At 71.2% G+C, this 21706-nt stretch carries 18 protein-coding genes; 14 read left to right on the top strand and 4 right to left on the bottom strand.

The features are described from left to right. Both ACFVYA_RS27920 and ACFVYA_RS27915 read left to right on the top strand, forming a co-directional pair. On the top strand, positions 1–863 hold an 863-nt coding region (locus ACFVYA_RS27920; protein WP_387049163.1), incomplete at its 5' end, for a DUF6271 family protein. Further along, positions 856–2484: a GNAT family N-acetyltransferase gene (locus tag ACFVYA_RS27915; RefSeq protein ID WP_387049162.1), complete on the top strand. Its 1629-nt coding sequence runs from the start codon at positions 856–858 to the stop codon at positions 2482–2484. The genes ACFVYA_RS27920 and ACFVYA_RS27915, both read left to right, overlap by 8 nt. Positions 2485–2585: 101 nt before the next feature. Here the strand turns inward: ACFVYA_RS27915 and ACFVYA_RS27910 are convergent, their stop codons facing one another. Both ACFVYA_RS27910 and ACFVYA_RS27905 read right to left on the bottom strand, forming a co-directional pair. After that, on the bottom strand, positions 2586–3068 hold the full coding sequence (locus tag ACFVYA_RS27910) for an SgcJ/EcaC family oxidoreductase (RefSeq protein ID WP_387049160.1): 483 nt from the start codon (positions 3066–3068) through the stop codon (positions 2586–2588). Positions 3069–3162: 94 nt separating this feature from the next. Next, positions 3163–3666, bottom strand: a complete 504-nt coding sequence (locus tag ACFVYA_RS27905; RefSeq protein WP_387049158.1) for a pyridoxamine 5'-phosphate oxidase family protein — start codon at positions 3664–3666, stop codon at positions 3163–3165. 247 nt (positions 3667–3913) lie between these two features. On the opposite strand from ACFVYA_RS27905, the gene ACFVYA_RS27900 reads away from it, so the two are divergent. The 10 genes from ACFVYA_RS27900 to ACFVYA_RS27855 all read left to right on the top strand — a co-directional run bounded on the left by ACFVYA_RS27900 (position 3914) and on the right by ACFVYA_RS27855 (position 16099). Then, entirely contained in the window at positions 3914–4828 is a 915-nt protein-coding gene (locus ACFVYA_RS27900; RefSeq protein ID WP_387049156.1) for a glycosyltransferase, read from the top strand. Beyond that, positions 4825–6084 (top strand): glycosyltransferase family 2 protein, encoded by a 1260-nt coding sequence (locus ACFVYA_RS27895; RefSeq protein WP_387049154.1) that lies wholly within the window; start codon positions 4825–4827, stop codon positions 6082–6084. Before ACFVYA_RS27900 ends, ACFVYA_RS27895 begins: the two co-directional genes overlap by 4 nt. Positions 6085–6103: 19 nt before the next feature. Next, positions 6104–8005, top strand: a complete 1902-nt coding sequence (locus ACFVYA_RS27890; protein WP_387049152.1) for an ABC transporter ATP-binding protein — start codon at positions 6104–6106, stop codon at positions 8003–8005. Continuing rightward, positions 8002–9792 (top strand): ABC transporter ATP-binding protein, encoded by a 1791-nt coding sequence (locus ACFVYA_RS27885; RefSeq protein WP_387049150.1) that lies wholly within the window; start codon positions 8002–8004, stop codon positions 9790–9792. Before ACFVYA_RS27890 ends, ACFVYA_RS27885 begins: the two co-directional genes overlap by 4 nt. Before the next feature lie 607 nt (positions 9793–10399). Further along, positions 10400–11161, top strand: a complete 762-nt coding sequence (locus ACFVYA_RS27880) for a DUF2306 domain-containing protein (protein WP_387049148.1) — start codon at positions 10400–10402, stop codon at positions 11159–11161. Continuing rightward, entirely contained in the window at positions 11154–11354 is a 201-nt protein-coding gene (locus ACFVYA_RS27875) for a hypothetical protein (RefSeq protein ID WP_387049146.1), read from the top strand. Before ACFVYA_RS27880 ends, ACFVYA_RS27875 begins: the two co-directional genes overlap by 8 nt. 24 nt (positions 11355–11378) lie before the next feature. Next, positions 11379–12170, top strand: a complete 792-nt coding sequence (locus ACFVYA_RS27870) for an SAM-dependent methyltransferase (protein ID WP_387049144.1) — start codon at positions 11379–11381, stop codon at positions 12168–12170. Positions 12171–12214: 44 nt separating this feature from the next. Continuing rightward, on the top strand, positions 12215–13609 hold the full coding sequence (locus ACFVYA_RS27865) for an FAD-dependent oxidoreductase (protein ID WP_387049142.1): 1395 nt from the start codon (positions 12215–12217) through the stop codon (positions 13607–13609). Positions 13610–13613: 4 nt separating this feature from the next. Beyond that, positions 13614–14735 carry an epoxide hydrolase family protein gene (locus tag ACFVYA_RS27860; RefSeq protein WP_387049140.1) on the top strand — a complete coding sequence of 374 codons (1122 nt, stop codon included), beginning with the start codon at positions 13614–13616 and terminating at the stop codon, positions 14733–14735. A gap of 155 nt (positions 14736–14890) precedes the next feature. After that, a complete protein-coding gene (locus ACFVYA_RS27855; protein ID WP_387049138.1) occupies positions 14891–16099 on the top strand; it encodes a glycosyltransferase in 1209 nt (402 codons plus the stop codon). 188 nt (positions 16100–16287) lie between these two features. On the opposite strand, the gene ACFVYA_RS27850 is transcribed toward ACFVYA_RS27855, so the two are convergent. Continuing rightward, positions 16288–17193: a phosphotransferase gene (locus ACFVYA_RS27850; protein WP_387049136.1), complete on the bottom strand. Its 906-nt coding sequence runs from the start codon at positions 17191–17193 to the stop codon at positions 16288–16290. 170 nt (positions 17194–17363) lie between these two features. On the opposite strand from ACFVYA_RS27850, the gene ACFVYA_RS27845 reads away from it, so the two are divergent. Beyond that, the gene (locus ACFVYA_RS27845) at positions 17364–17864 is read left to right on the top strand and encodes a hypothetical protein (protein ID WP_387049134.1); all 501 of its coding nucleotides are present in this window, start codon (positions 17364–17366) and stop codon (positions 17862–17864) included. 49 nt (positions 17865–17913) lie between these two features. Here the strand turns inward: ACFVYA_RS27845 and ACFVYA_RS27840 are convergent, their stop codons facing one another. Then, positions 17914–20790, bottom strand: coding sequence for a beta-galactosidase (locus ACFVYA_RS27840; RefSeq protein WP_387049133.1), 2877 nt, complete (start codon positions 20788–20790; stop codon positions 17914–17916). A 243-nt stretch (positions 20791–21033) separates the two neighbouring features. Between ACFVYA_RS27840 and ACFVYA_RS27835 the strand changes: the two genes are divergently transcribed. Further along, positions 21034–21678 carry a DUF2238 domain-containing protein gene (locus ACFVYA_RS27835; RefSeq protein ID WP_387049131.1) on the top strand — a complete coding sequence of 215 codons (645 nt, stop codon included), beginning with the start codon at positions 21034–21036 and terminating at the stop codon, positions 21676–21678. The last annotated feature ends 28 nt before the right edge of the window (positions 21679–21706 follow it).

Here is a 21706-nt window from a genome sequence, read left to right as displayed (position 1 = left end):
GCCGTGACTCGGGCCTCCGCTACCAGACTTTCGAGGGCCGGACGGTGTTCCCGATCCACGCCGAGCTGCTGTCGATCGGCAAGCCCGCGCACCGGGCCGTGACGGTGGAGGACCGGCTGGACCCCGCGCTGCGGGACCGGACGGTGGCGCTGGTGGGGGCTTCGTTCGTCGGCGAGATGTCCGTCGACCTCCACGAGGTGCGCGCGCACCCGGCCTACCACGACCTGGTGAGCCTCTGGGCCGCTCCGGGTGCCACCGAGGAGGAAAAACGGGAACTGGTCGAGGAGTCGTTCACCGGGTGGGCGGCCTTCGACGGCGACCGGTCCGTGCTCGACGTCGTCGACCCGATGCGGGTGGACATGCACAACATCAGCTTCCACGGACTGCACGAACGGCTGCCGCTGCCGCCCGCCACCGACACCATCGGCAGCGACTACTTCCTCATCCACGTCGCGAACAAGGCCCGGCTGCCCGCCGTCGTGCACAACCGCCACATCGTCAACTTCCACACGGCGGAACGGAAGACCGACGCGGGTTTCCTCGCCTACCAGGTGCGGTTCGCCAAGTTCGTGCTGTCGATGTACTACTTCCACTTCATCTACCAGCGGATGGACTCCGACGACCCGGCCGAGATCGCCGCGATCGTGCGGGAGAGCACCTGGCAGGAACCCGACGAGACGCGGATCGACCAGCTGGAGCGGGCGTACCGGGGGCTGGGCGGCAGGTTCACCGGCGTCGCCGCCCACATCCGGGAACACCGCGACAGGCTGCTCGACGAGAGCCGCCGCGACATCGACGACTATGCGGTGCTGATCGACGCGTGGGCAGCACTGATCGAGGCCGCCCGTGCCACCGATGTCTGAACCCGCCCACGTGCGGTCCGCGCTGACCAGAGCCACGCACGACCAGCTCGTCTACGACCTGACCGGCATCGAGCGGCAATACCACGCGCTGCTCGACGAACTGCCGGACGTTTCGGTGCGCTTCGCCGTGAAGGCGTGCCCGCATCCTGCGGTGCTCGCCTGCCTCGCCAGGATCGGCGCGGGCTTCGACGCGGCGAGTCCCGGCGAGATCGAGCTGACGCTGCGCAACGGGGCGCTTCCGGACGACGTCCACTACGGCAACACCGTGAAGTCCGACGCCGACATCGCCGCCGCGCACTTGCTCGGCATCACCACGTTCGCGACCGACTGCGTCCAGGACGTGCGGGCGATCGCCCGGCACGCCCCCGGCGCTCACGTGTTCTGCCGGGTCACCACGACCGGCGAGGGCGCGCTGTGGGCCCTGACCGGCAAGTGCGGCAGCGACGACGCCGTCGGCGTGCTGACCGAAGCGCGGCGCCTCGGGCTGGTCCCGGCCGGGCTGTCGATCCACGTCGGCTCGCAGCAGATGACGGCCTCGGCGTGGCGGCAGGCGCTGGACACCCTGGTCGCCCTCGTGACCTCGCTGGCGGCACGGGGCATCCAGCTGGGCCACGTGAACCTCGGCGGCGGGCTCCCCGCGCACGGCTACCTCGGCAAGGACGGTGTCCCGCTGGTGCCGCCGATCGGAGAGATCTTCACCGCCATCAGGGAAGGCATGGCCCGACTGCGCGAAGCGAGCGGCCGGCTGCGCTTCCTGGTCGAACCGGGGCGGCACCTCGTCGCCGACCACGGGACGATCCGCGCGCACGTCGCCCGGCTCACCTCCCGCGACCGGCGATGGCTCTACCTCAGCTGCGGCAAGTTCAACGGCCTCTACGAGACCGATCAGCTGCGCTACCGCCTGACGTTCCCCGGGCAGGCCGGCGGGGCGGGGGTGCCCGCCGTGGTCGCGGGCCCGACCTGCGACAGCGACGACACGTTCGGCGGCGGCCCCGTCATGGTGCCCGCGGACCTGGCCTCCGGCGATCCGGTGTGGATCCACTCCACCGGTGCCTACGCCATCGGCTACACCACGGTGGGGTTCAACGGATTCCGGCCCCTGCCGGTCTTGGCCGTGCGCACGGAGAAGATCCGGCCGATCGACGCGGGCGACTGGACCACCATCGCCGAGCTGGAAGCGGCGGAGTACGCACCGCGGTGGTTGTCGGAGAGCCGTGCCGTCCTGGAATCCCGCTGGGCCAAGGAAACGTCCTTCGTGCTGGACCGGGGCGAACGGCTGGGCGGCTACGTGCTCGCCCTGCCCTACCCGCCGTACCGCGTCCCCGATCCCGGCCGGCCCGAGACCACCGCCTTCGACTCGGCGAACCTGCACCTGCACGACATCGTGGTCAGCGCCGAACTGCGGGGGCGTGGCTGGGGAGCGCGGATGCTGCGGCACGTGACCGAGGCCGCCCAGTCCCTCCGCTACACACGGATCTCCCTGGTCGCCGTCGACGGCGCCACCGGATTCTGGTCGGCACAGGGGTTCCACGCGCACCCCGAGGTGGCGCTGCCCGCCGGCTACGGACCGGGTGCCGTCTACATGGCCCGCCCGGTCACCGGCGAACGCGACGCCCCGTGACCCGGCTCCCCGGAGCGGGCGACGCAGCGCCGATGCGGGTACTGCGAGGATGTTCTTCCGCTTCGCAGGAGGTCGTGCTCCCGGAACCCGGCCGGCCCGCGTCAGCTGTGGATCGGGCTCTGGTGGAACGAAAGGAGTTCCAGCTGGCCCGGTGCGACGCGATGGATCACCCAGGTGGCGTAGAACAGGCGCTCCGGTGCGGCTTTCTGCTCGCCCGGCAGGAGAACGCCCGCCTCTTCGGCCAGCAGCGCGACGTCCTCGGTGACGAAGCTGAGCCGCAGCAATCGTCCGGCGACGTCGTTGTCCTTGAACGGACCGGCGAAGGCGGCCTTCATGTAGGCCCGGATTTCTTCCCGGTTCTTGAGCTCGTCGTCGTATTGGACGAGACTGCCGTTTTCGGCGAAGACGTCGGCGAACGCGTCCGCGTCCTTTCGGGTCACCGCGTCCTGCAGGCGCATGGGCACGGTGAGCGCGGCGCGCTCGTCGTCACCCGTGAACCTGCCGTAGAAGGCCGGAACGGCTTCGACGCCGGCCTCCGCGAGCATCGCGGCCGCGTCACCCCAGGAAGTCTTCGGTCTCACCATGTTCTCCTCCAGCGCTCAGCAGACGGGTGATCAGTCCACTCTCTGCCCGGCTCGCCGCGCAGACACCTTCGAGGATGCCGGGTCCGTGCCGGAGTCAGCCGAAACGCCACCGGGTCGGCGCGTGGCCTTCGACCGTCGGAAAGACGAACGCGGTGACCGGCGTGACGGTGTAGGCGGCGAACGGCGGTGCCCCGGCTGTCGGTGCGGCGTACTCGGCGTCGAGCGCTCCGTCGCGTTCCACCACCGGCCAGCTGTACTTGTCCCGGAAGGCATCGGCGATCCGCCGGAGCGCGGCAACGTCCGTCACCCGCTCGGCCGGCCCCTCGACGACGACGTCGAATCGGGGACAGGAGGTGCCGATGGCAGCGGCCGAGCCGCCGTCCACGTTCTTCGCCTTGCGGGCCGACGGGTTCGAACAGACGTGCAGCGCGTCGTCGAGCCAGGCGCAGAGCAGAGGCCGGAGGTGGGGCAGGCCGTCCGGCCGCACCGTCGCCAGCCAGAACGACTTCGCCTGGGTCAAGCCGTCACGGACGGCGGCCCAGTCCAGCACCGTGCCTTCGCCGGTCATCCGTTCGGCAGTGGGCAGCCGGGCGGTCATCCGACCTCCTCGTGGTCGTTTCCCCTGCGGCCGGGTGCTCGGGCACCGGCGCCCGGCGCACCGGCCCCGGAGTCTACAACGGACACCGCGGAGCCGTCGCCGGGCGCGCGAGGACAGCACGGCGAAAGATGCGGCGGTCCGGCGGGGACCTCCAAGCTGCTCGTAGCGTCGGTGCGTGCGACTTCGCCTGCCAGGGTGCCGCCCCGCGTATCCAACCAGCCATCGAAACGGTGGGCGAGGAGACGAGATGGGCGGCAAAGTGAAGTGCAGCGTCGTCGTTCCCACGTACAACCGGGTGGAGCTGCTCCGGCACACCCTCGATTCGCTGACCCGGCAGGACCTCCGGGAAGACGAGTTCGAAGTGCTCGTCGTCGACGACGGGTCCGGTGACTCGACCGCGGAACTCGTTCCACAGTACGAAGACCGCATCAACATCCGGTACTTCTTCCAGGAGGACCTGGGCTGGCGGGTGGCCAAGGCCCGCAATGTCGGCATCACCCACGCCCAGGGCGACGTCTGCGTGTTCGTCGATTCCGGGGTGCTGCTGCACTCCGGTGCTCTCCGGGCGCACGTCGAAGCCCACGCCGGGGAGAACCCCGTCGCGGTGTGCGGGTACGTCTACTGCTTCAACATCGACAACGAAGACGCCGAGCTGATCAACGCCGAAGTCGACTTCGACAACCCGTCCGCGACGATCGACAAGCTCCGGCGCGAGCGGCGCTGGCTCGACGTGCGGGAGGAGTTCTACCGCCGGCACACCGACGACTTCGGCGACCTGCCCGCGCCCTGGCTGGCCTACTGGACGTGCAATGCTTCGGCGCGCACCGCCCAGCTGCGCGCGGTCGGCATGTTCGACGAGGCGTTCCGCAGCTGGGGCTCGGAGGACGTCGACCTCGCCTACCGGCTGCACCGCGACGGCGCCCGGATCGTCCTCGCCCGTGACGCGGCCGCGATCCACGCGCCGCACCACAAGAGCTTCGAAGAGAACATGCGCGACGCCATGGCCAACCAGCGGTACATGGCAGCCAAGTACGACACGCCGCTCATCCGGATGCTCGCCGAGGACCCGCCGGTGATGTTCTTCGACTTCAACGAGGTCGCGATCGCCCGGGGCCTGCCGACCTGTGCCGAGTACCGCGCCGGGCAGGAGCTGGCCGGATGAGCGCCGCGCACGGCGGGAGCCCCGCGGCGCCGCCCCGGCTCTCCGTGGTCATCCCGACCTACAACCGCTGCGGGCTGCTGGCGAAGCTGCTCGGCCAGCTCGCCACGCAGCGGCTGCCCCGCGACGAGTTCGAGGTCATCGTCTGCGACGACGGCTCGTCCGACGCCACGGCGGAAACCGTCGAATCCTTCGCGGGACAGCTCCACCTCAAATACCACTTCCAGGAAGACCTGGGCTTCCGCGCGGGGGTCGCGCGCAACGCCGGCGCCAAGCTGGCGGCCGCGCCGATCCTGGTCTTCCTCGACACCGGGGCGATGATCGGGCCCGGTTTCCTCGAACACCACCTGGCCGCGCACGACGACGACCCGTGCGCGGTCGTCGGCTACGCCTACGGCTACAACCCCGAAGACCCGATGCCCGGGCTTGCCGACATGCTCGAGTCCGCAACGCCCGAGCAGGTGATCCTGGCCCTCCGCGACGAACCCGCGTTCCGGGACGTTCGCCACGACGCACTCGCGCAGTGCGGCTTCGACCTGAACCGCCGGGCGGTGCCGTGGTCGTTCTTCTGGACCAGCAACTGCTCCATGCGCGTGGCCGACTTCTGGGAGATCGGCGGCTTCGACGAGCTGTACCACGGCTGGGGCGTCGAGGACCTCGAGTTCGCCTTCCGGATCTTCAAGCGTGGCCTGCCCTTCCGGTTCCTGCGCGACGCGTGGCACGTCGAGTGGCCCCACGAGCGTGACATCCAGGGCAACTGGCAGAGCTTCCAGCACAACATGGACCTGTTCCTCGACCGGTACCAGGAACCCGTCGTCGAGATCGGCCGGACGCTGGTGCACAAGCGAGAGCTGTGGACCTGGGACGACGACTACCGGCACCTGAGCGATCTCCGCGATGGCATCGCCGAACCCGGTGCCGGGGCCGAGCTGCGCGACCTCGCCGGCCGGCTCGGGCCCGACGAGCAGGTGGCCGTCTTCGGTGCCGGCGACGACATCCCGGACGAGCTGGCCACGGCCGTGCTCTTCGAGTTCGACCGGGCCGTGCTCGACCGGGCCCTGGCGGACGGCAAGCACCGCGGTCACCACGCCATCGGCCTGCGGACCCCGCTCGCCGACGGGTCGGTGGACCGCGTGCTGCTCACCTCCCGGCTCGCCGGGTTGTGGACCCGCTGGGGTGCCGACCTGCTCGCCGAAGCCCGCCGCATCGGCAGGCGAGCGCCGTTGTTCGACGAGTCGGTTCTCGGGGACCGGCCGTGACACCTCCGGAGGGAGTGTCGTGAAGGAATCGTCATCCCCCAACCGCCTGGTCGGGCTGGTGCTGCCCCGGTGGCACATCGCGCGGCTGCTGGTGCACTCGGGCGGCCCGCTCGTCGCCCTGCTGCTGGTGGTGAACCTCGTCCTCGGCACGCTGCCCGTCGTCTTCGTCCTGATGACCAGCGTCGTACTGGGGCGGGTCCCCGCCGCCGTCGCGGGCGGCCCCGGTTCGGCGGCCTGGACCGGGCTGGCGACCGTGTTCGCCGCGGCCGCGGCCGCCTTCGTGGCCCAGCAGATCATCGCGCCGATCCAGAACTCCCTGGGCGAGTTCGTCGCCCGGCGGATCGACGGCCGGGTCTTCCGCGACCTGATGGCCACGTCACTGCGCAGTCCCGGAGTGGCCCCGCTCGAGGACCAGGACGTCCTCGACGACCTGGCCACGGCGGCACGCGACCTCGAGTTCGGGCCGCTGAGCCCGGGGCAGGCCGGCGCCGGGCTCCTCGCGCTGGTCGCCCGGTACACCCAGCTCGCGGGTTACGCCGTCGTCGTCGGTGTGGTGTTCTCCTGGCTCGCGGCGGCCGGACTCGTCGTGGTCGTCATGCTGTTCCGGTACGGGCAGCGCGGCGGGCTGCGCAAGTACGCCGAAGTGCGGATCGCGCTCGCCCGCGACGAGCGCAAGAGCGACTACCTGCGCCGGCTGGCCATCGAACCGGCCGCGGGCAAGGAGATCCGCGTCTTCGGGCTGGTGGACTGGCTCCGCGACGCGGTTCGCGAGGCGTTCCTCACCGTGATTCGCCCACTGTGGACGAAGAGGCGGAAGGTCTACCTGTGGCCCTTCGTGTTCTTCACCGGGTGCGCCCTCGCGGTCATCGGCACGACGTTCGCGGTGATCGGCGCGACCGCGCCGGAGGCACTGACGCTGACCGGGTTCGTGGTCGTCATGCAGGTCGTGCTGAGCGGGCTGCGGCTGGGCGAGTTCTACCCCGAAGCCGATCCGCAGACCGCGATCGGGATGATCGGGTACGACGCGGTGCGCCGGTACCGCTCGCGGGTGGACAGCTACCTCGAGGAGAACCCCGCCGCGCTGCTCCCCGGCCGCCCGGGCGCGAAGCCGGGCCCCGTCCCGACGCCGGCGTCGGTCATCCACTTCGACAACGTGGTGTTCCGCTACCCCGGGCGGGAACGCCCGGTGTTCGACGGTCTCGACCTGAAGATCCCGGTGGGGCACTGCACCGCCCTCGTCGGGGTGAACGGGGCCGGTAAGACCACGCTGGTGAAACTGCTGGCGCGGCTCTACGAACCGGAAAGCGGTGCCGTGCGCGTCGACGGCGTCGACATCCGCTCCTACCAGGTCGACGAGTGGCGGGCCAAGCTCGCCGTCATCTTCCAGGACTTCCTGCGGTACGAGTCCTCCGTCGCGGACAACATCGGCTTCGGGTCCCGGGACTTCCTCGACGACCGGGCCGGGATCCGCGCCGCCGCCGACGCCGTCGGGCTCGGCGAGTTCCTCGAGGCCCTCCCCCGTGGCCTGGACACCCCGCTGGCCCGCCAGCTCACCGGCGGCGCGGAACTCTCCGGCGGGCAGTGGCAGCGCGTCGCACTGGCCCGGGCGCTCTTCGCGCTGCGTCACGGCTCGCCGGTCATCGTGCTCGACGAGCCGACCGCGAGCTTGGACGTCCGGGCGGAGGCCGGGTTCTTCGACGAGTTCGCCGATCTCACCCACGGTGCGACGACCCTGCTGATCTCCCACCGGTTCTCGACCGTCCGGCACGCCGACCGGATCGTGGTGCTGGAGCACGGCAAGGTGACCGAGCAGGGCAGCCACGAAGAACTGCTGGCTGCGAACGGCCGGTACGCGCACCTGTTCCGGCTCCAGGCCGACCAGTTCGTGGACACCGCCGACATCGAGGAGGTGCCGGCATGAAGGAAGTGCTGGCCGGTTCGTGGAAGCTGATCGCCACGGCGTGGCGGATCGACCGGCGGAAGACCATCGTTTCGGTGGCTTTGATGGTGGCCGGTGCCGTGGCGGCGCCGCTGGTCGCGTTGGCGCTGGGCCGGATGGCCGACGCCGTCGTCGGCGGCCGGTTCGAGGCGGCCGCCTACGCCGGCGTCGTCGTCGCGGTCCTCGCCCTGGCGGCGTTCACCTTCGCCCACTTCGCCCACATCGCGTACTTCGAACTGTCGGAGCTGGCCGAGCTGGACTTCGACGAGCAGCTGATCGGCCTGTCCAACGGCTCACCCGGGATCGAGCACCACGAACAGGCCGCCCGCGCCGACACGATCACCGTGCTGCAGCAGGAAAGCCGTCAGCTGCGGGCGAGCCTCGAGGCACTGCTGCTGAGCGTCGGGCTCGTCCTCGCCGTCGTCGTCACCGGGGTCCTCCTGGCCACGACGAACCCCCTCCTGCTCCTGCTCCCGCTGGCCGCGATCCCGCCGCTGGTGGCAGGCAAACGAGCCGAGCAGGTGCTCGACCGGTCGAAGACGGAGACCGCCGAGCCGACGCGGGTGGCGCTGAACCTCTTCCGGCTCAGCACGTCGGCACGCGCGGCCGGCGAACTGCGCGTCTTCCGCCTGGGACGGGAGGTCCTCGGCAAGCACGAGCAGCTGTGGGACACGGCGACCCGGGGGCTGCGCCGGGCCCACCTCGTGGCCACCGGGATCCGGGCAGCGGGCCAGGTCGTCTTCGCCGTCGCTTACGTCGGCGCGGTGCTGCTCGTGCTCCGCGACGCCATCGCCGGCCGCCGCAGTGTCGGCGACGTGGTGCTCGTGCTCACGCTCGCCGTCCAGGTCAGCCAGCAGGTGACGCTCGCCGTCACCCTGCTGCAGACCCTGCAGCGGTCGGCCGGGGCCTACCGGCGCCTGGACGAGCTGCGCGACGCCGTGACCGAGGCGCACACCGGCACCGATTCCGCGGAACTTCCGCCGCCCGCCCGGCTGAACGCCGGGATCAGTTTCGAGGACGTCGCGTTCACCTACCCGGGCACCGACAGGCCGGTGCTCGAGAACCTGCGGCTCACCCTGCCCGCCGGCGCGACGGTCGCCGTGGTCGGCGAGAACGGCGCGGGCAAGAGCACGCTTGTCAAGCTGCTCTGCGGGTTCTACCGCCCGTCCGCCGGCCGGGTCCTGGTCGACGGCACAGACCTGCGCCGGCTGTCCATCACGGAGTGGCGCAGCCGGATCACGGCCGCTTTCCAGGACTTCGTGCGGTACGAGTTCTCCGCCCGGACCGCGGTCGGCGTCGGCGACCTGCCGCGGGTGTCCTCGGACCTCGCCGTCCGGGCGGCCATCGACCGGGCCGACGCGGCCGGAGTGCTCCGCGAGCTGCCGGAAGGCCTGGACACCCAGCTCGGCACGAGTTTCGCCGACGGCACGGAACTGTCCGGCGGACAGTGGCAGAAGCTGGCGCTCGGCCGGTCGATGATGCGGCAGGATCCGCTCCTGTTCGTGCTCGACGAGCCGACGTCGGCCCTGGACCCGGAGGCGGAGCACGCGCTGTTCGAGCGGTACGCGGCGGAAGGGCGCCGGCTCGGCGCGGAAACCGGGGCGATCAGCGTGTTCGTCTCACACCGCTTCTCGACGGTCCGCCACGCGGACGTGATCGTCGTGATCCAGAACGGCCGGATCGCGGAGATCGGCGACCACGCGACGCTGACGAAGTCGGGCGGCCTGTACGCGGATCTCTATTCCCTCCAGGCACGCGCCTACAGCTGATCCGGTCGGCCGCCGGCCGGCCGGAAAGGTGCACGGCGTCGGCACGATCGTGATGACCGCGGGCACCGTGGTCGGCTCGATGGCCGGCCAGAACTGGTGGCCAAGCTGGGCTTCCGGCCGCTGGGCGCCTCGGGCACGCTGCTGACCGCCGTCGGCTGCCTGCTGCCGGCCCGGGTGCCCGTGGGTGGCACGTACTTCGGCGACCTGTTCTTCGGGCTGCTCGTGTTCGGTCCCGGGCTCGGCGCCGGCGTCGTGGCTTCCTACATCGCGATGCTCACCGGTGTCCGGCCCGAGCACTCCGGCCTGGTGCGCTCGTCCTGTTCCGCTTCTGGCCGCGGCACCGGAAGGGTTCCCACGACCCGGCTCCGAGCACAGGAGCCGGGCAGCGCCCCGGCCCGGCCCGGCGTGGATCTTCGCACCCTGGGAGAAGGTCCTCCGCGGCGGCGGATCCATCATGGAGACGTCGTGCCCGGAGTGCGGACGTCCACCCGGGCGCAGCCGTTCACCCGGCCGGGCCACGGAATCGCTCACCCGACCTCATGCCGGCGCGCGCCCCGGGAACGGGCCGGCACCGGCTCGCACGCTGCCAGAAGAGAAGAGGCTCACCGTGACCGATCAACTGGACCGTCTCGACGCACCGCCGGGTGGCGAGTCGAACCCGGCTGCGACCACCGAAATCCGGAAGCCCTGGTGGCGTCGGCTGGGCATTTTCCCGCCTGCCCTTCTGACACTGGTGTTCTTCAGCTACGCGTTGCCGCCCTACCTCGGCCTCGACCCGAGCAAGGCCCGGGTCCCGAACCTGCGCCAGGACATCTGGTGGCACTACCCGGCGCTGGTGCTGCACATCGCCTGCGGGACGATCGCCTTCACCTCCGTCGTGCTGCAGCTGTCGCCGTGGATCATCCGCAAGCACCCCAAGCTGCACCGCGTCTCGGGCCGGGTCTACATCTACGCCGGCGTGGTGCCCGGCGGGGTGCTGGCCCTGCTCATCACCCCGTTCGCCGGCGGCCCGGTCGGCGACGCGATGGAAGGCGGGCTCTGGCTGATCTTCACGTTCGTGGCCCTGCGCGCGGTGCGCAGGCGCCAGTTCGCCAAGCACCGCCGCTTCATGATCTACAGCTACGCGTTGTGCGCCCAGATCATCTGGGGCCGGATCCTGATCCTCGGCCTGCTGATCTTCTTCCCCGAGGTGATCCAGCACAGCTTCGGGCTGGTGCTCGAGACGGCCAGCTGGATCGGCACGTTCATCAACCTGGCGATCGCCCAGTGGTGGCTGGAACGCACCGCGAAAAAGGGCTATGTCCTGCCGCGTCCGGAGAAGCCCACCCGGCTGACCACCGCGGCCGGCGGACCCCTTCCCCATGCCTGACACGGACGACCACGTCATCGAGGCCGGGCCCCGTGGCCGGGTGCTCGGCGGCCCGCCCCGCTTCCGTTCGTCCACCGGGGAGGGCTTCTCCGGCCCGCTGGCCGGTGCGAAGGTGAAGGGCCGGTGGATCGTGACGCGCCGGTCCGGACAGCTCGAGCTGATGTCGCACCAGAGCAGTCCCCCCGCGGGCTGAGCCCACCGAGACCAAGGAGACGTCGTGGCGATCGACGAAGCGAACCCGGCCGAGAAGCCCTCGCCGGCCCGGATGTACGACTACTTCCTGCACGGCGACAACAACTTCGCCGTCGACCGCGCCGCCGGCGACGCGGTCATCGGCCAGGTCGGCGAGCTGCTGACCAAGGACGTGGTCTGGGAGAACCGGAACTTCCTCGGGCGGGTCGTGCAGCACCTCGCGGCCGAGCACGGGATCCGGCAGTACATCGACATCGGCGCGGGCCTGCCCAGCCAGGAGAACACCCACCAGGTCGCGCGCCGGTCGGTGCCGGACGCGCGGGTGGTCTACGTCGACAACGACCCGGTGGTCGCCACGCAGGGCGCCACCCTGCTGAGCGACGAGGAGAAGCGGATCACGAGCCTCCTCACCGCCGATCTGCGCGACCCCGCGTCCATCCTGGAGCACCCGGGCCTCACCGGGCTGATCGACTTCGACGAGCCGGTGGCGCTGCTGTGCGTCGCGGTCTTCCACTTCATCACCGACGACGACGACCCGGACGGCATCCTGCGCGCGTTCCGCGACCGGATGGTGCCCGGCTCCTACCTGGCGCTGTCGCACCTCAACGCCGACGAGGCGCCGGACGAAGAACGCGCCAAGATGGAGGCCATCTACCGGAACGCGACGTCCCCGATGGTGTTCCGCTCCTTCGGCGCGATCGAGAAGCTGTTCACGGGCTTCGAACTGGAGTCACCCGGCCTGGTCCCCACCGGTCTGTGGCACCGCTCCGGCGACACCAACCGCCGGATGTACGGCGCGCTCGGCCGTCGGAACTGACCGGCCGGCTCCCGTCGGGCCCGCGAATTCGAGGAGATGAGGACATGAGCGAAGGAGCCGGCCGCACCGCGGTCGTGCTCGGCGGGAGCATGGCCGGCCTGCTGGCCGCGAAGGTGCTGGCCGAGTCCGGCGCCGACGTGACCGTGGTCGACCGGGACCGTCTGTCCGATACGGACAGCGCCCGGCGCGGTGTGCCCCAGGGCAGGCACACGCACGGCCTGCTCGCCCGCGGCCAGCAGGTGCTCGAAGAGCTGTTCCCAGGGCTCACCGCGGAGATGACGGCCGCGGGCGTCGAAGCCGGCGACCTGGGCAGCCAGTTGCGCTGGTACTTCAACGGCCGGCGGCTGAGTCCCGCCGAAAGCGGGCTGCTCGTCGTGGGCGGCTACCGGCCGGTGATCGAGTACCACGTCCGGCGCCGGGTGGCGAAGCTGCCGAACGTGCGGTTCCTGGAAGAGCACGACATCGTCGGTCTCGTCACCGACGAAGGCGGGACGTGCGTCACCGGCGCACGGGTGCAGCGGCGCGGCGCGGCCACGGTGGCCGAGACCCTGCACGCCGGCCTCGTGGTCGACGCCACCGGGAAGGGCAGCCGGACGCCGTCCTGGCTCACCGCACTCGGGTACCCGCAGGTCGCCGAAGAGCGGGTCAAGATCGGGCTGACCTACACCTCCTGCCGGTTCGCGCTGACGCACGACCCGTTCGGCGAAGACGTCTCGGTCAACCCCGTGGCCACTCCCGCGCACCCGCGGGGCGGCTTCCTCACGAAGCTGTCGGACCACCGGTGCATCGTCTCGCTGACCGGGGTGCTGGGCGATCACCCGCCGACCGATCCCGAAGGCTTCGTGGCGTACGCGCGGTCGCTGCCGGTGCCGGACATCTACGAGGCCATCCGCGACGCGCAGTTCCTCGAGGAGCCGACCGCGTTCCGCTACCCGGCCAGCATCCGGCGGCGGTACGAACGCCTGGAGCGGTTCCCGGAGTCCTTCATCGTGCTCGGCGACGCCGTCTGCAGCTTCAACCCCGTGTACGGCCAGGGGATCACCGTGGCGGCGTTGCAGGCGCTGACGCTGCGCCGGCACCTGCGCACCGGCGAGCCGATCTCGGCCCACGGCTACTTCCGCGACATCTCGCGGGTGCTGGATGCACCGTGGGAGATCGCCGCCGGCGGGGATCTCGGCTTCCCCGGCGCCGAAGGGCGCCGGACGGTGAAGTCGCGGATCAGCAACGCCTTCACCGCGAAGCTGCACGCCGCCGCCTCAGCCGACCCCGCGGTCACCGCCGCGTTCGTGCGCGTCGCCGGGCTGGTCGACCCGCCCACGGCGCTGATGCGGCCGTCGTTCGCGCTGCGCGTGCTGCGCGGCGCGCGCAAAGCGGCCTCCGCTCCCTCGCCCCCCGCCACTCCGGCGAGCCGGCCGTCCCGAGAAGAAAGCGAAAGGTGAAGACGTGGCCACACCGGAACCGTTCCGCATCGCCGTACCGGACGAGGCGATCGAAGACCTCCACCGCCGGCTGTCGCAAACCCGCCTGCCGGGCGACCTCGGCAACGACACCTGGGCCTACGGCACCAACCAGGAGTACCTCGCCGGGCTGCTCACGGCCTGGCGCGACGACTACGACTGGCGCGCGCACGAAGCGGCGATGAACGTCCACGAGCACTACCGCGTGGAAATCGACGGGCAGCCGGTGCACTACCTGCGCGCCCCGGGCGGGGACGGTGTCCCGCTGCTGCTGATCGGCGGCTGGCCGTGGACGTTCTGGGACTTCGCGGAGGTCCTGCCGCACCTCGCCGGGCACGAGGTGATCCTGCCGGACCTGCCCGGCTACGGGTTCTCGACGCCGCTGGCACGGCCGGGCATCGGCTTCGCCGAGATCGCCGAGATGTTCCACCACCTGATGACCGAGGTGCTGGGTTTCGAGCGCTACGGCGTCTACGGCTCGGACTGGGGCGCCATCGTGGGCCAGCACCTGGTGCACACCCGGCCCGAGGCCATCGCCGGTTTCCACAGCACGATGCCCTACCCGCTGGACGGCGCACCGGTGCCGCAGGAGCTCTGGGCCCCGGACGAGCAGGTGCGGCAGACGGCCAACGCGGCTTGGGCGCAGACCGGCAACGGCTACTTCCTGATGCACCTGACCCGCCCCCAGACGGTGGCCTACCTGGGTGACTCACCGGCGGCGACCGCCGCGTGGCTCGTGGAGAAGCTCCACGGCTGGACCGACCACGAGGGTGACTTCGAGACCGCCTACCCCCGCGACCGGGTGCTCACCACGCTTTCGCTGTACTGGTTCACCAACTCGATGGGCAGCGCGGCCCGGCTGTACGCCGAAAGCTTCCGCGCGCCGTGGGTACCGCGCCACGACCGGCTTCCGGTGATTGAGGTGCCGACCGCGGTCGCCGCCTACCCGAAGGAGCCCGCGGCCGTTCCGCGCAAGTGGGTGGAAAGCTACTTCGCCCTGCGGCGGTACACCGTGATGCCCCGCGGCGGGCACTTCCCGGCCGTCGAGGCACCGGAGAGCCTGGGCCGGGACATCAGCGAGTTCTTCGCGGAGCTGGCCGAGGACTGACCGCGGCGGCGAGCGCCGAGGTTCGAGGCCGAGGACGGGGACCGCTTCTTCCACAGGCACCCGAACACCTGACGCGCGGGTGGTCGCGGGTAGAACTGCGGACCCGCGATCCCCGCTCCCCTCTCCAGAATGGCGGCGGAGACGGGAGTGGCCACGTGCGCGTGTTGTTGTCGACCTACGGGTCGCGCGGGGATGTCGAGCCTCTGGTCGGGCTGGCCGTACGGGCGCGGGAGCTGGGCGCACAAGTGCGGGTGTGTGCGCCGCCCGATTTCGCGGAGCGCCTGGCCGGCGTCGGTGTGCAGCTGATCCCGGTCGGGTGGCCGGTGCGACCGGTGTTGCACGGGGCGACGCCACCGCCGGCCGGCGACCGGTCCCGGCGCGTCGCGGAGCTGATCGCCGCGCAGTTCGACGCGCTGGCCGCGGCGGCGCAAGGGTGTGACGCGCTGGTGGCGGCCGGGCTGATGCCGGTCGCGGCACGGTCGGTGGCCGAGAAACTGGGTCTGCGCTACCGGTATGCGAGCTACTGCCCGGTCATCCTGCCCTCGCCGCACCATTCGCCGGTGCCATTCGCGGAGCGACCGTTCCCGCCCGAGGCGACCGACCACAAGGCGCGGTGGGAGCTGGATGCCCGCAACTACACCGCGGTGTTCGGCGCCGCGCTCAACGCCCACCGGGCGGCGATGGGCCTGCCCGCCGTCGACGACGTCCGCCGCCACGTCCTGACCGACCGGCCCTGGCTGGCCGCGGATCCGGTGCTGGCGCCGTGGCCCGAGCCGTCGGCCCTCGACGTCGGGCAGACCGGCGCGTGGATCCTGCCGGACGACCGCCCGCTGCCCGACGAGATCACGGCGTTCCTCGATGCCGGTGATCCGCCGGTGTATGTGGGGTTCGGCAGCATGCGTGCCCCGGCCGACGTCGCCAAGGTGGCCGTCGAGGCGATTCGGGCCCAGGGGCGCCGGGTGGTCGTCGGGCGGGGCTGGGCCGATCTGTCGCTGGTCGACGATGGCGCGGACTGCTGCGCGGTCGGCGAGGTCAACCTGCACGCCCTGTTCGCGCGGATGGCCGCGGTGGTGCAGCACGGCGGCGCCGGCACGACGACGGTGGCCGCGCGGGCCGGCGCGCCGCAGGTGGTGGTCGCTCAGATGGTGGACCAGCCGTACTGGGCCGGGCGGGTGGCCGAGCTGGGCATCGGGGTGGCCCACGAGGGTCCGACGCCGACGGTCGAGTCGCTGTCGAGCGCGCTCGATCGGGCGTTGGCGCCGGAAACCGCTGCCCGGGCTCGGGCGGTCGCGGCCGCGATGCGGACCGATGGAGCCGCGGTGGCCGCGTCGTGGCTGCTCGATACGACCGGATCGGCGCGCTGAACCGATCCGCCACCGTGCGGCCTCTCGGTAGTATCGGGTCGGCTCGGGCAGGCAAGCCAGCACGGCGCCCGCCGCGAACAAGGCCGTGCCGATCAAACACGTAGGACGCCGCACGGTCGGCTGCCTCGTCAAGCTCGCCGACGGCCGGAAGCTGGTGCTCAACGGGTTCACCGAGGGAGCCGCCCTGCTTACCCTTCGGATTTTCGAGGCCACCGCGGGCCGGCACCGGCATGACGGAGGCGCTCTCGGGCCTCATTCTCCGACAGCGAGGTGACGGGCCGCCCGACCGCGTGCTGGTACTTGGCGTCGTAGGCCCTGGTCCAGACGCCTGCCGCCCACGCCCGCCGGAGTTCGCCGGCGCTGAGCTCCCGGCCACGCGCACGGCCATACGCGACGAGGAACCGGTGCGTGTCCTCGACGGTGGCCAGCTCGTCCGCGTTGACGGTCGAATACAGCGCAGCGGCGAAACCGGCCAGGACGGCTTCGCTCTCCGCGACCACGCTGTCCCAGTCGTGCACCACGAGCAGTTCGTCTCCGCTCCAGCGCAGGTTGCCGGCAAGCCAGTCGCAGTGGCCGAGCACGGCGTCGGACTCGCCGGCGCGCAGCCGGTCACGGGCACGGCGCCCGGCATCGTCGATCCACTCCGCGCCGGCTCCCTCGTCGAGGTCGACGCCGGGGTCCTCCGGACGCGGCCACAGTCCATCCCCGCCGTGGTTCCAGGCCGCCCACGACGGTGGCGGGTCGAGCGTGGGCACTTCGTCCGGCCTCGGAGCCGATCGGATCAGCCAGGCGAACGCCTCGGCGTTGGCCACGGCCGCGTGCTGCGGGCTCGGGAGCACCGCACCGCCGGGAACGTAAGCCTCCGCGGTCGCGACGTCGCCACCCAACGGCGCGGCGCCGGTCAGGGGCCGCGGACACGGATAGCCGGCCTGGAACACGCGGCGCTGGACTTCCACACACGCCGCGAGCCGCGGCGAGGCCGGACGAACCTTGACCACGACCTCACGGCCGTCAGCCAGCCGCAGCCCGATGACAGCGGACAGGAACCCGGCTCTGAACAACTCCTGCGCCGGCGGGCTGCCCAGCTGCTCCACGCACCACTGGGCAAGGCGGTCAGGATCGACTGCACGCGCGCGAGGTGGCATCGAAGCATCCTCACACGCTCTGCTGCTGTCCCGCACCTGAGACGCCGGCCGGCGGGGACCCCTCCCCGAGCTCCTCCGGTAAAACCGTTGCACGAGAACGACGAACCGAGGAGCCAGTCGTGCCCACGATCGGCAGATCGGCAGTGGCTTTGGCCGTCGCCACGGCGCTCGCCGGCTGCACCGCCACGCCGCCACCGCCTCCGCCTTCGCCACCGACGAGCAGCGCGGCACCCACCGCGAGCACCTCGCCGGCCCCCGACACCGCACACCAGGCCGTGTGCGGTCAGTTGGAGGTGTTTTCCGTCTTGGTGCTCCACTTCAGCGCCGGCCTCGCCAAAACGGTCATGCCCGATCCCGGCAGCAGGCGGGAAGCACCCGGGGCCGCCGAGCTCATCCGGCAAGCCGACCTGATCGCCGGCACCGGCGCCAAGCTGGCGAGGACCGCCCCGCCCGAGGTGAAGGCCGGCGTCGACACGGTGCTCAAGGCCGTCGCCGAAGCGAAGGCACACCTCAAACCCGGCGAAACCCACGGATCCGCCGTCGAGCCGATGTACCGCCAAGACACGGAGACCGCACGCGAGGCGCTCAACCGGTACGGCGCCTGCGGTCGGCACGGCTGAGAAAGCTAAGGTCCCCCTTCGGACACGGTGGATTCCCTTCGGGAGCAGGTCAACGGCCTCGGTATGCCGGGCTGGGGACGTCGGCCACCGGCACCCCGCCGCGGTGGGTCCCGAGATCGACCAGGCCGACCTGGCCGAGACCCCGGCTGCCGTCACCCCACGAGGCGATCGCGATCGTGTTGCGGCCGTCGGGCCGGAGGATGCCCGTGGGCAGTGAGAAGACGTGCTGCGGGCCGACGTTGTTGATGTACCGGCCCAGGTTCCAGCCGTTGACGAAGATCTGGGCGCGGTAGACCAGGGCCGGGTCGTCGTCGATGCGCAGACCCACCGCGGTGTCCTGGCCCGCCGGCAGGTGCAGCGAGAACTCCGTGCGGTACCAGGTGACACCCGGCTCGGTGCGGGCCGCGGGCAGGGACGTCCGCGGCCAGCCGCGATCGGGGAACCCGGGCAGCGACCAGCCCGCGCGTTCCCCGTAGAGGCCGCCGTTGTTGAACGGCCCGCGTACCGGGTCCGCGAGGTCTTCGCCGCCGAGGGCACCCTGGATCTTCCAATGCACGGCCGGGCTTCCGCCGGTGAAGGCCGCGGAAACCAGCCCGCGCGGCTGCTTGTGCGCGTCGTTGACGTCCCAGTCCTCGTTGTGGCCCATGTTCTCGAGCAGCACCGACAGCACGTTGTCCGGCTTCAGCGTGCCCGCGGGGATGGCGAACTCGTGCGTGCCGCCGGCGCTGCTGCCCAGGTGGGTGCCGTTCAGCCAGACGGAGTAGACGCCCTGGTTGCCGGTGATCCCGTTCAGCGTGACGGCCGTTTCGCCGCCGCTCGAGGAGAAGTGGCCGCGGTACCAGACGTCGCCGTGGTGGAACCCGTAGTCGTCGGCGTTGAGCACCGGCTGACCGGCCGGCGGCTTCGCAGGGTTGTTCGTCGTGGTGTGGTCGGCGGCCGTCCAGCTCGTGTCGTCGAAGTCCGGCCGCCGTTCCGGGGTCTCGTACTGCGTGCGCCAGCCGGTCAGCGCGGGCAGCGTGACCGGCGCCGGGCCGTCCAGCCTGCCCCGCAGGGTCCCGGCCGCGGTCCGGGTGACCGGCAGCGGACGGCCGTTCCACGTCACCCAGCGGATCGACGGCGGCGCCCACACTTCGAGGTCGCCGGCCCGGACGGTGTCGCCGGTCAGCGCGAGCAGCGGACCCGTCGCGGTGGCCGTGCGGACGAGGTCCGAACCGCGCTCGAGCACGGGCCCCGCGGCGGTGTCCTGCTTCCAGAAGGCCGCCGAGGCCGCGGTGTCGGCGATCAGCAGCTCCAGCGGGGCCCGGCCGCCGCCCTCGACCCGGACGCGGGCCAGCCCGCTGTGGCGGTAGTCCAGCCGCAGGTCACCCCGCGCGGCGTCCCACACGTGATCCACGGTGCCGTCGAGCACGGTCACCTTCGGCTCGCTGGAATAGCGAAACACCGTTTCGCCGTCCTGGCCGGTGCCGCCGTACAACACCGCGGTGTCGCGGCCGCCGATGCGGGCGTGCGTCATGAGCTCCGACGTCGAGTAGACCAGCCGCTGGCCGCCGAGGTCGTAGCCCGCCACGAGCAGCTTGGCCTCGCGCCCGTCGACGTCCAGCGCGCCCTGCTGCGGCACGGCCGCGTACGTCCCGTCGGGCACGGTCAGCGGGAACGTCGTCCGCTCGTGCGTGGTCGACGTGGTGTCCTTGTGCTGCGCCAGCAGGAACTGCGTCCGCGTGTCCGGATTGGACTGTGTCTTCACCGCGACGGCGGAGTTCGCGGCCGCGATGTCCGGGCCGGGGTCGGTCTTCGTGAGCGGCTCGACGGCCTGGGTGAAGTAGCCGATGCGCTTCTGCTCGTCGTACTTCGGGCCCAGCTGGCGGGGTTCGGAGATGGCGGCGCCGTAGTCGTAAGAGGTGTAGACCACGTTGGGATCGGGCAGCCAGCCCCAGCTGGTCCCGCCGTAGGTCATGTAGAAGTTCTGCAGGGTGAGACCGGAGGAGATGTTGTTCTTGTAGAAGACGTTCTCGAACGACGCATCGGTCAGTTCGCGGCACTTGTCGTAGCCGGGGCCACCCCACGGGTCGAACGAACCGCCCTGGAACTCGGCGACGAACATCGGGGTGTCCGGGGAGACCGGCCGGGTCCAGCGGAAGTCGGGCGCGGGCTTCCAGGCCTGCGGGTTGCGGCAGTCGAACAGGTTCGGGTAGCCGTCGAAGGCGTAGAGGTCCGGCGCGCCCGGCTTGCCCGGCGCCCATTTCCCGCCCGGCCAGACGTCGTTGTGGAACAGCGGCACGGTGATCCCGTCGGCCCGTGCCTTGTCGACCAGCGCCTGCATGTAGGCCGCGTCGAGCACGGTGCCGCTGTACTCGTTTTCGACCTGGTACAGCACGATCGGGCCGCCGCCGTCGGTGACCTGGTGCCGCTTGAGGATCGCATTGACCGCGGTGAACCATTCTTCGGCCGCGGCGACGTAGTCGGGCGCGCTCGTCCGGGCGACCCCGGCCTGCTTCGTGAGCCAGCCGGGGAACCCACCGGAGTCGGTCTCGGCGTTGATGTACGGGCCGGGCCGGGCGATGACGTAGATGCCTGTCTGCTCCGCGATGTCGAGCAGCTTGCCGATGTCGCGGATCCCGGTGAAGTCGTAGACGCCCTGCTTCGGCGAGTGGAAACCCCAGTCGAAGTAGACCGACACGGCGTTGAACCCGGCTGCCTTCATCTTCTGCAGCACGTCCCGCCAGAGGTCCGGGCTGGGCAGGCGCCAGTAGTGGAACTCACCCGACCAGACGTACAAGCGCTTGCCGTCGAGCTTGAGCGAGTATTTGTCGTAGGTGACGGTGTGCGCCGGCCGCGCGGCCGCCTCGGCGGTGGCCTTGCCCGCGAAGAGCCCGGCCACCAGCGCACCACAGAGCCCGAGTACCTGCAAGCGCTTTCCGATCCCCACGGGTATCCCTTCCGCCGGCGACCTTTCCGTCGATTCGAATCGAATTCGAATCCGCGGACAGTCAATGCCCTCGAAACGACGACACCGCACTATGGACCGGGGTTTTTCCACGTGTCAACGGTTCGGCCCGGAACTCCTGCGACCGGCCGGTCGGTTCCGCGACGCGACGAGGTGATTCGATTTTTTCGGCGATTATTCCGCGGCGCGCGGAAGCCACCGCCGGCGGCGCGGTAGGTTCACCGCATGGTGCGCGGAACCGGCCGAGCCGAGGGGATGCTGCTGGCCGCCGTGGTGGTCGCGGCCCTGGCCGTGACCGGGGTGCGGGCCAAGTCGCCTGGCACGTGGCTCCTGGAAGTCGTCTGGGTGCTGATGGGCCTGCCCCTGGTGCTGGCGTTGCGCAAGCGGTTCCCGCTGACGCGGCTGCTGTGCTGGCTGCTGGTCCTCCACGCGCTCGTGCTGTGCTACGGCGGCCAGTACACCTACGCGGAGACGCCGCTCGGGGAATGGGTGCAGGACTGGCTGGGGACGAAGCGCAACGACTACGACCGGCTCGGCCACTTCGTCCAGGGCTTCGTCCCCGCTGTCGCGGTGCGTGAGGTGCTGCTGCGCCGGACGCCGCTGCGGCCGGGGGGCTGGGTCGCGTTCCTGGCGGTGAGTGTCTGCCTGGCGATCAGCGCGTGCTTCGAGTTCGTGGAATGGTTCAGCGCGCTCGTCGCCGGCTCCGGCGCGGACGCTTTCCTCGCCACCCAGGGAGACGTCTGGGACACGCAGTGGGACATGTTCCTCTGCCTGTGCGGCGCGGTGCTTTCCGTGCTGGCCTGGCGCCGGGTCCACGACCGGCAGCTGGACGAATCCCCGCCGGGCGCTCAGTGCGGTTCGGTGGTGTAGCCGCCGTCGATGGCGAGGGTGGCGCCGG

Source organism: Amycolatopsis sp. NPDC058278, assembly GCF_042881395.1.
Taxonomy (GTDB): domain Bacteria; phylum Actinomycetota; class Actinomycetes; order Mycobacteriales; family Pseudonocardiaceae; genus Amycolatopsis.
Note: the sequence above shows the minus strand (reverse complement) of the source record. Positions and strands in the feature narration are given on the sequence as shown.

Bases quoted from the DNA above. Each gene is read 5' to 3' on its own strand.
- ACFVYA_RS27915 (WP_387049162.1), top strand. From the start codon at position 856: ATGTCTGAACCCGCCCACGTGCGGTCCGCGCTGACCAGAGCCACGCAC.
- ACFVYA_RS27910 (WP_387049160.1), bottom strand. From the start codon at position 3,068: ATGGTGAGACCGAAGACTTCCTGGGGTGACGCGGCCGCGATGCTCGCG.
- ACFVYA_RS27905 (WP_387049158.1), bottom strand. From the start codon at position 3,666: ATGACCGCCCGGCTGCCCACTGCCGAACGGATGACCGGCGAAGGCACG.
- ACFVYA_RS27900 (WP_387049156.1), top strand. From the start codon at position 3,914: ATGGGCGGCAAAGTGAAGTGCAGCGTCGTCGTTCCCACGTACAACCGG.
- ACFVYA_RS27895 (WP_387049154.1), top strand. From the start codon at position 4,825: ATGAGCGCCGCGCACGGCGGGAGCCCCGCGGCGCCGCCCCGGCTCTCC.
- ACFVYA_RS27885 (WP_387049150.1), top strand. From the start codon at position 8,002: ATGAAGGAAGTGCTGGCCGGTTCGTGGAAGCTGATCGCCACGGCGTGG.
- ACFVYA_RS27875 (WP_387049146.1), top strand. From the start codon at position 11,154: ATGCCTGACACGGACGACCACGTCATCGAGGCCGGGCCCCGTGGCCGG.
- ACFVYA_RS27865 (WP_387049142.1), top strand. From the start codon at position 12,215: ATGAGCGAAGGAGCCGGCCGCACCGCGGTCGTGCTCGGCGGGAGCATG.
- ACFVYA_RS27835 (WP_387049131.1), top strand. From the start codon at position 21,034: ATGGTGCGCGGAACCGGCCGAGCCGAGGGGATGCTGCTGGCCGCCGTG.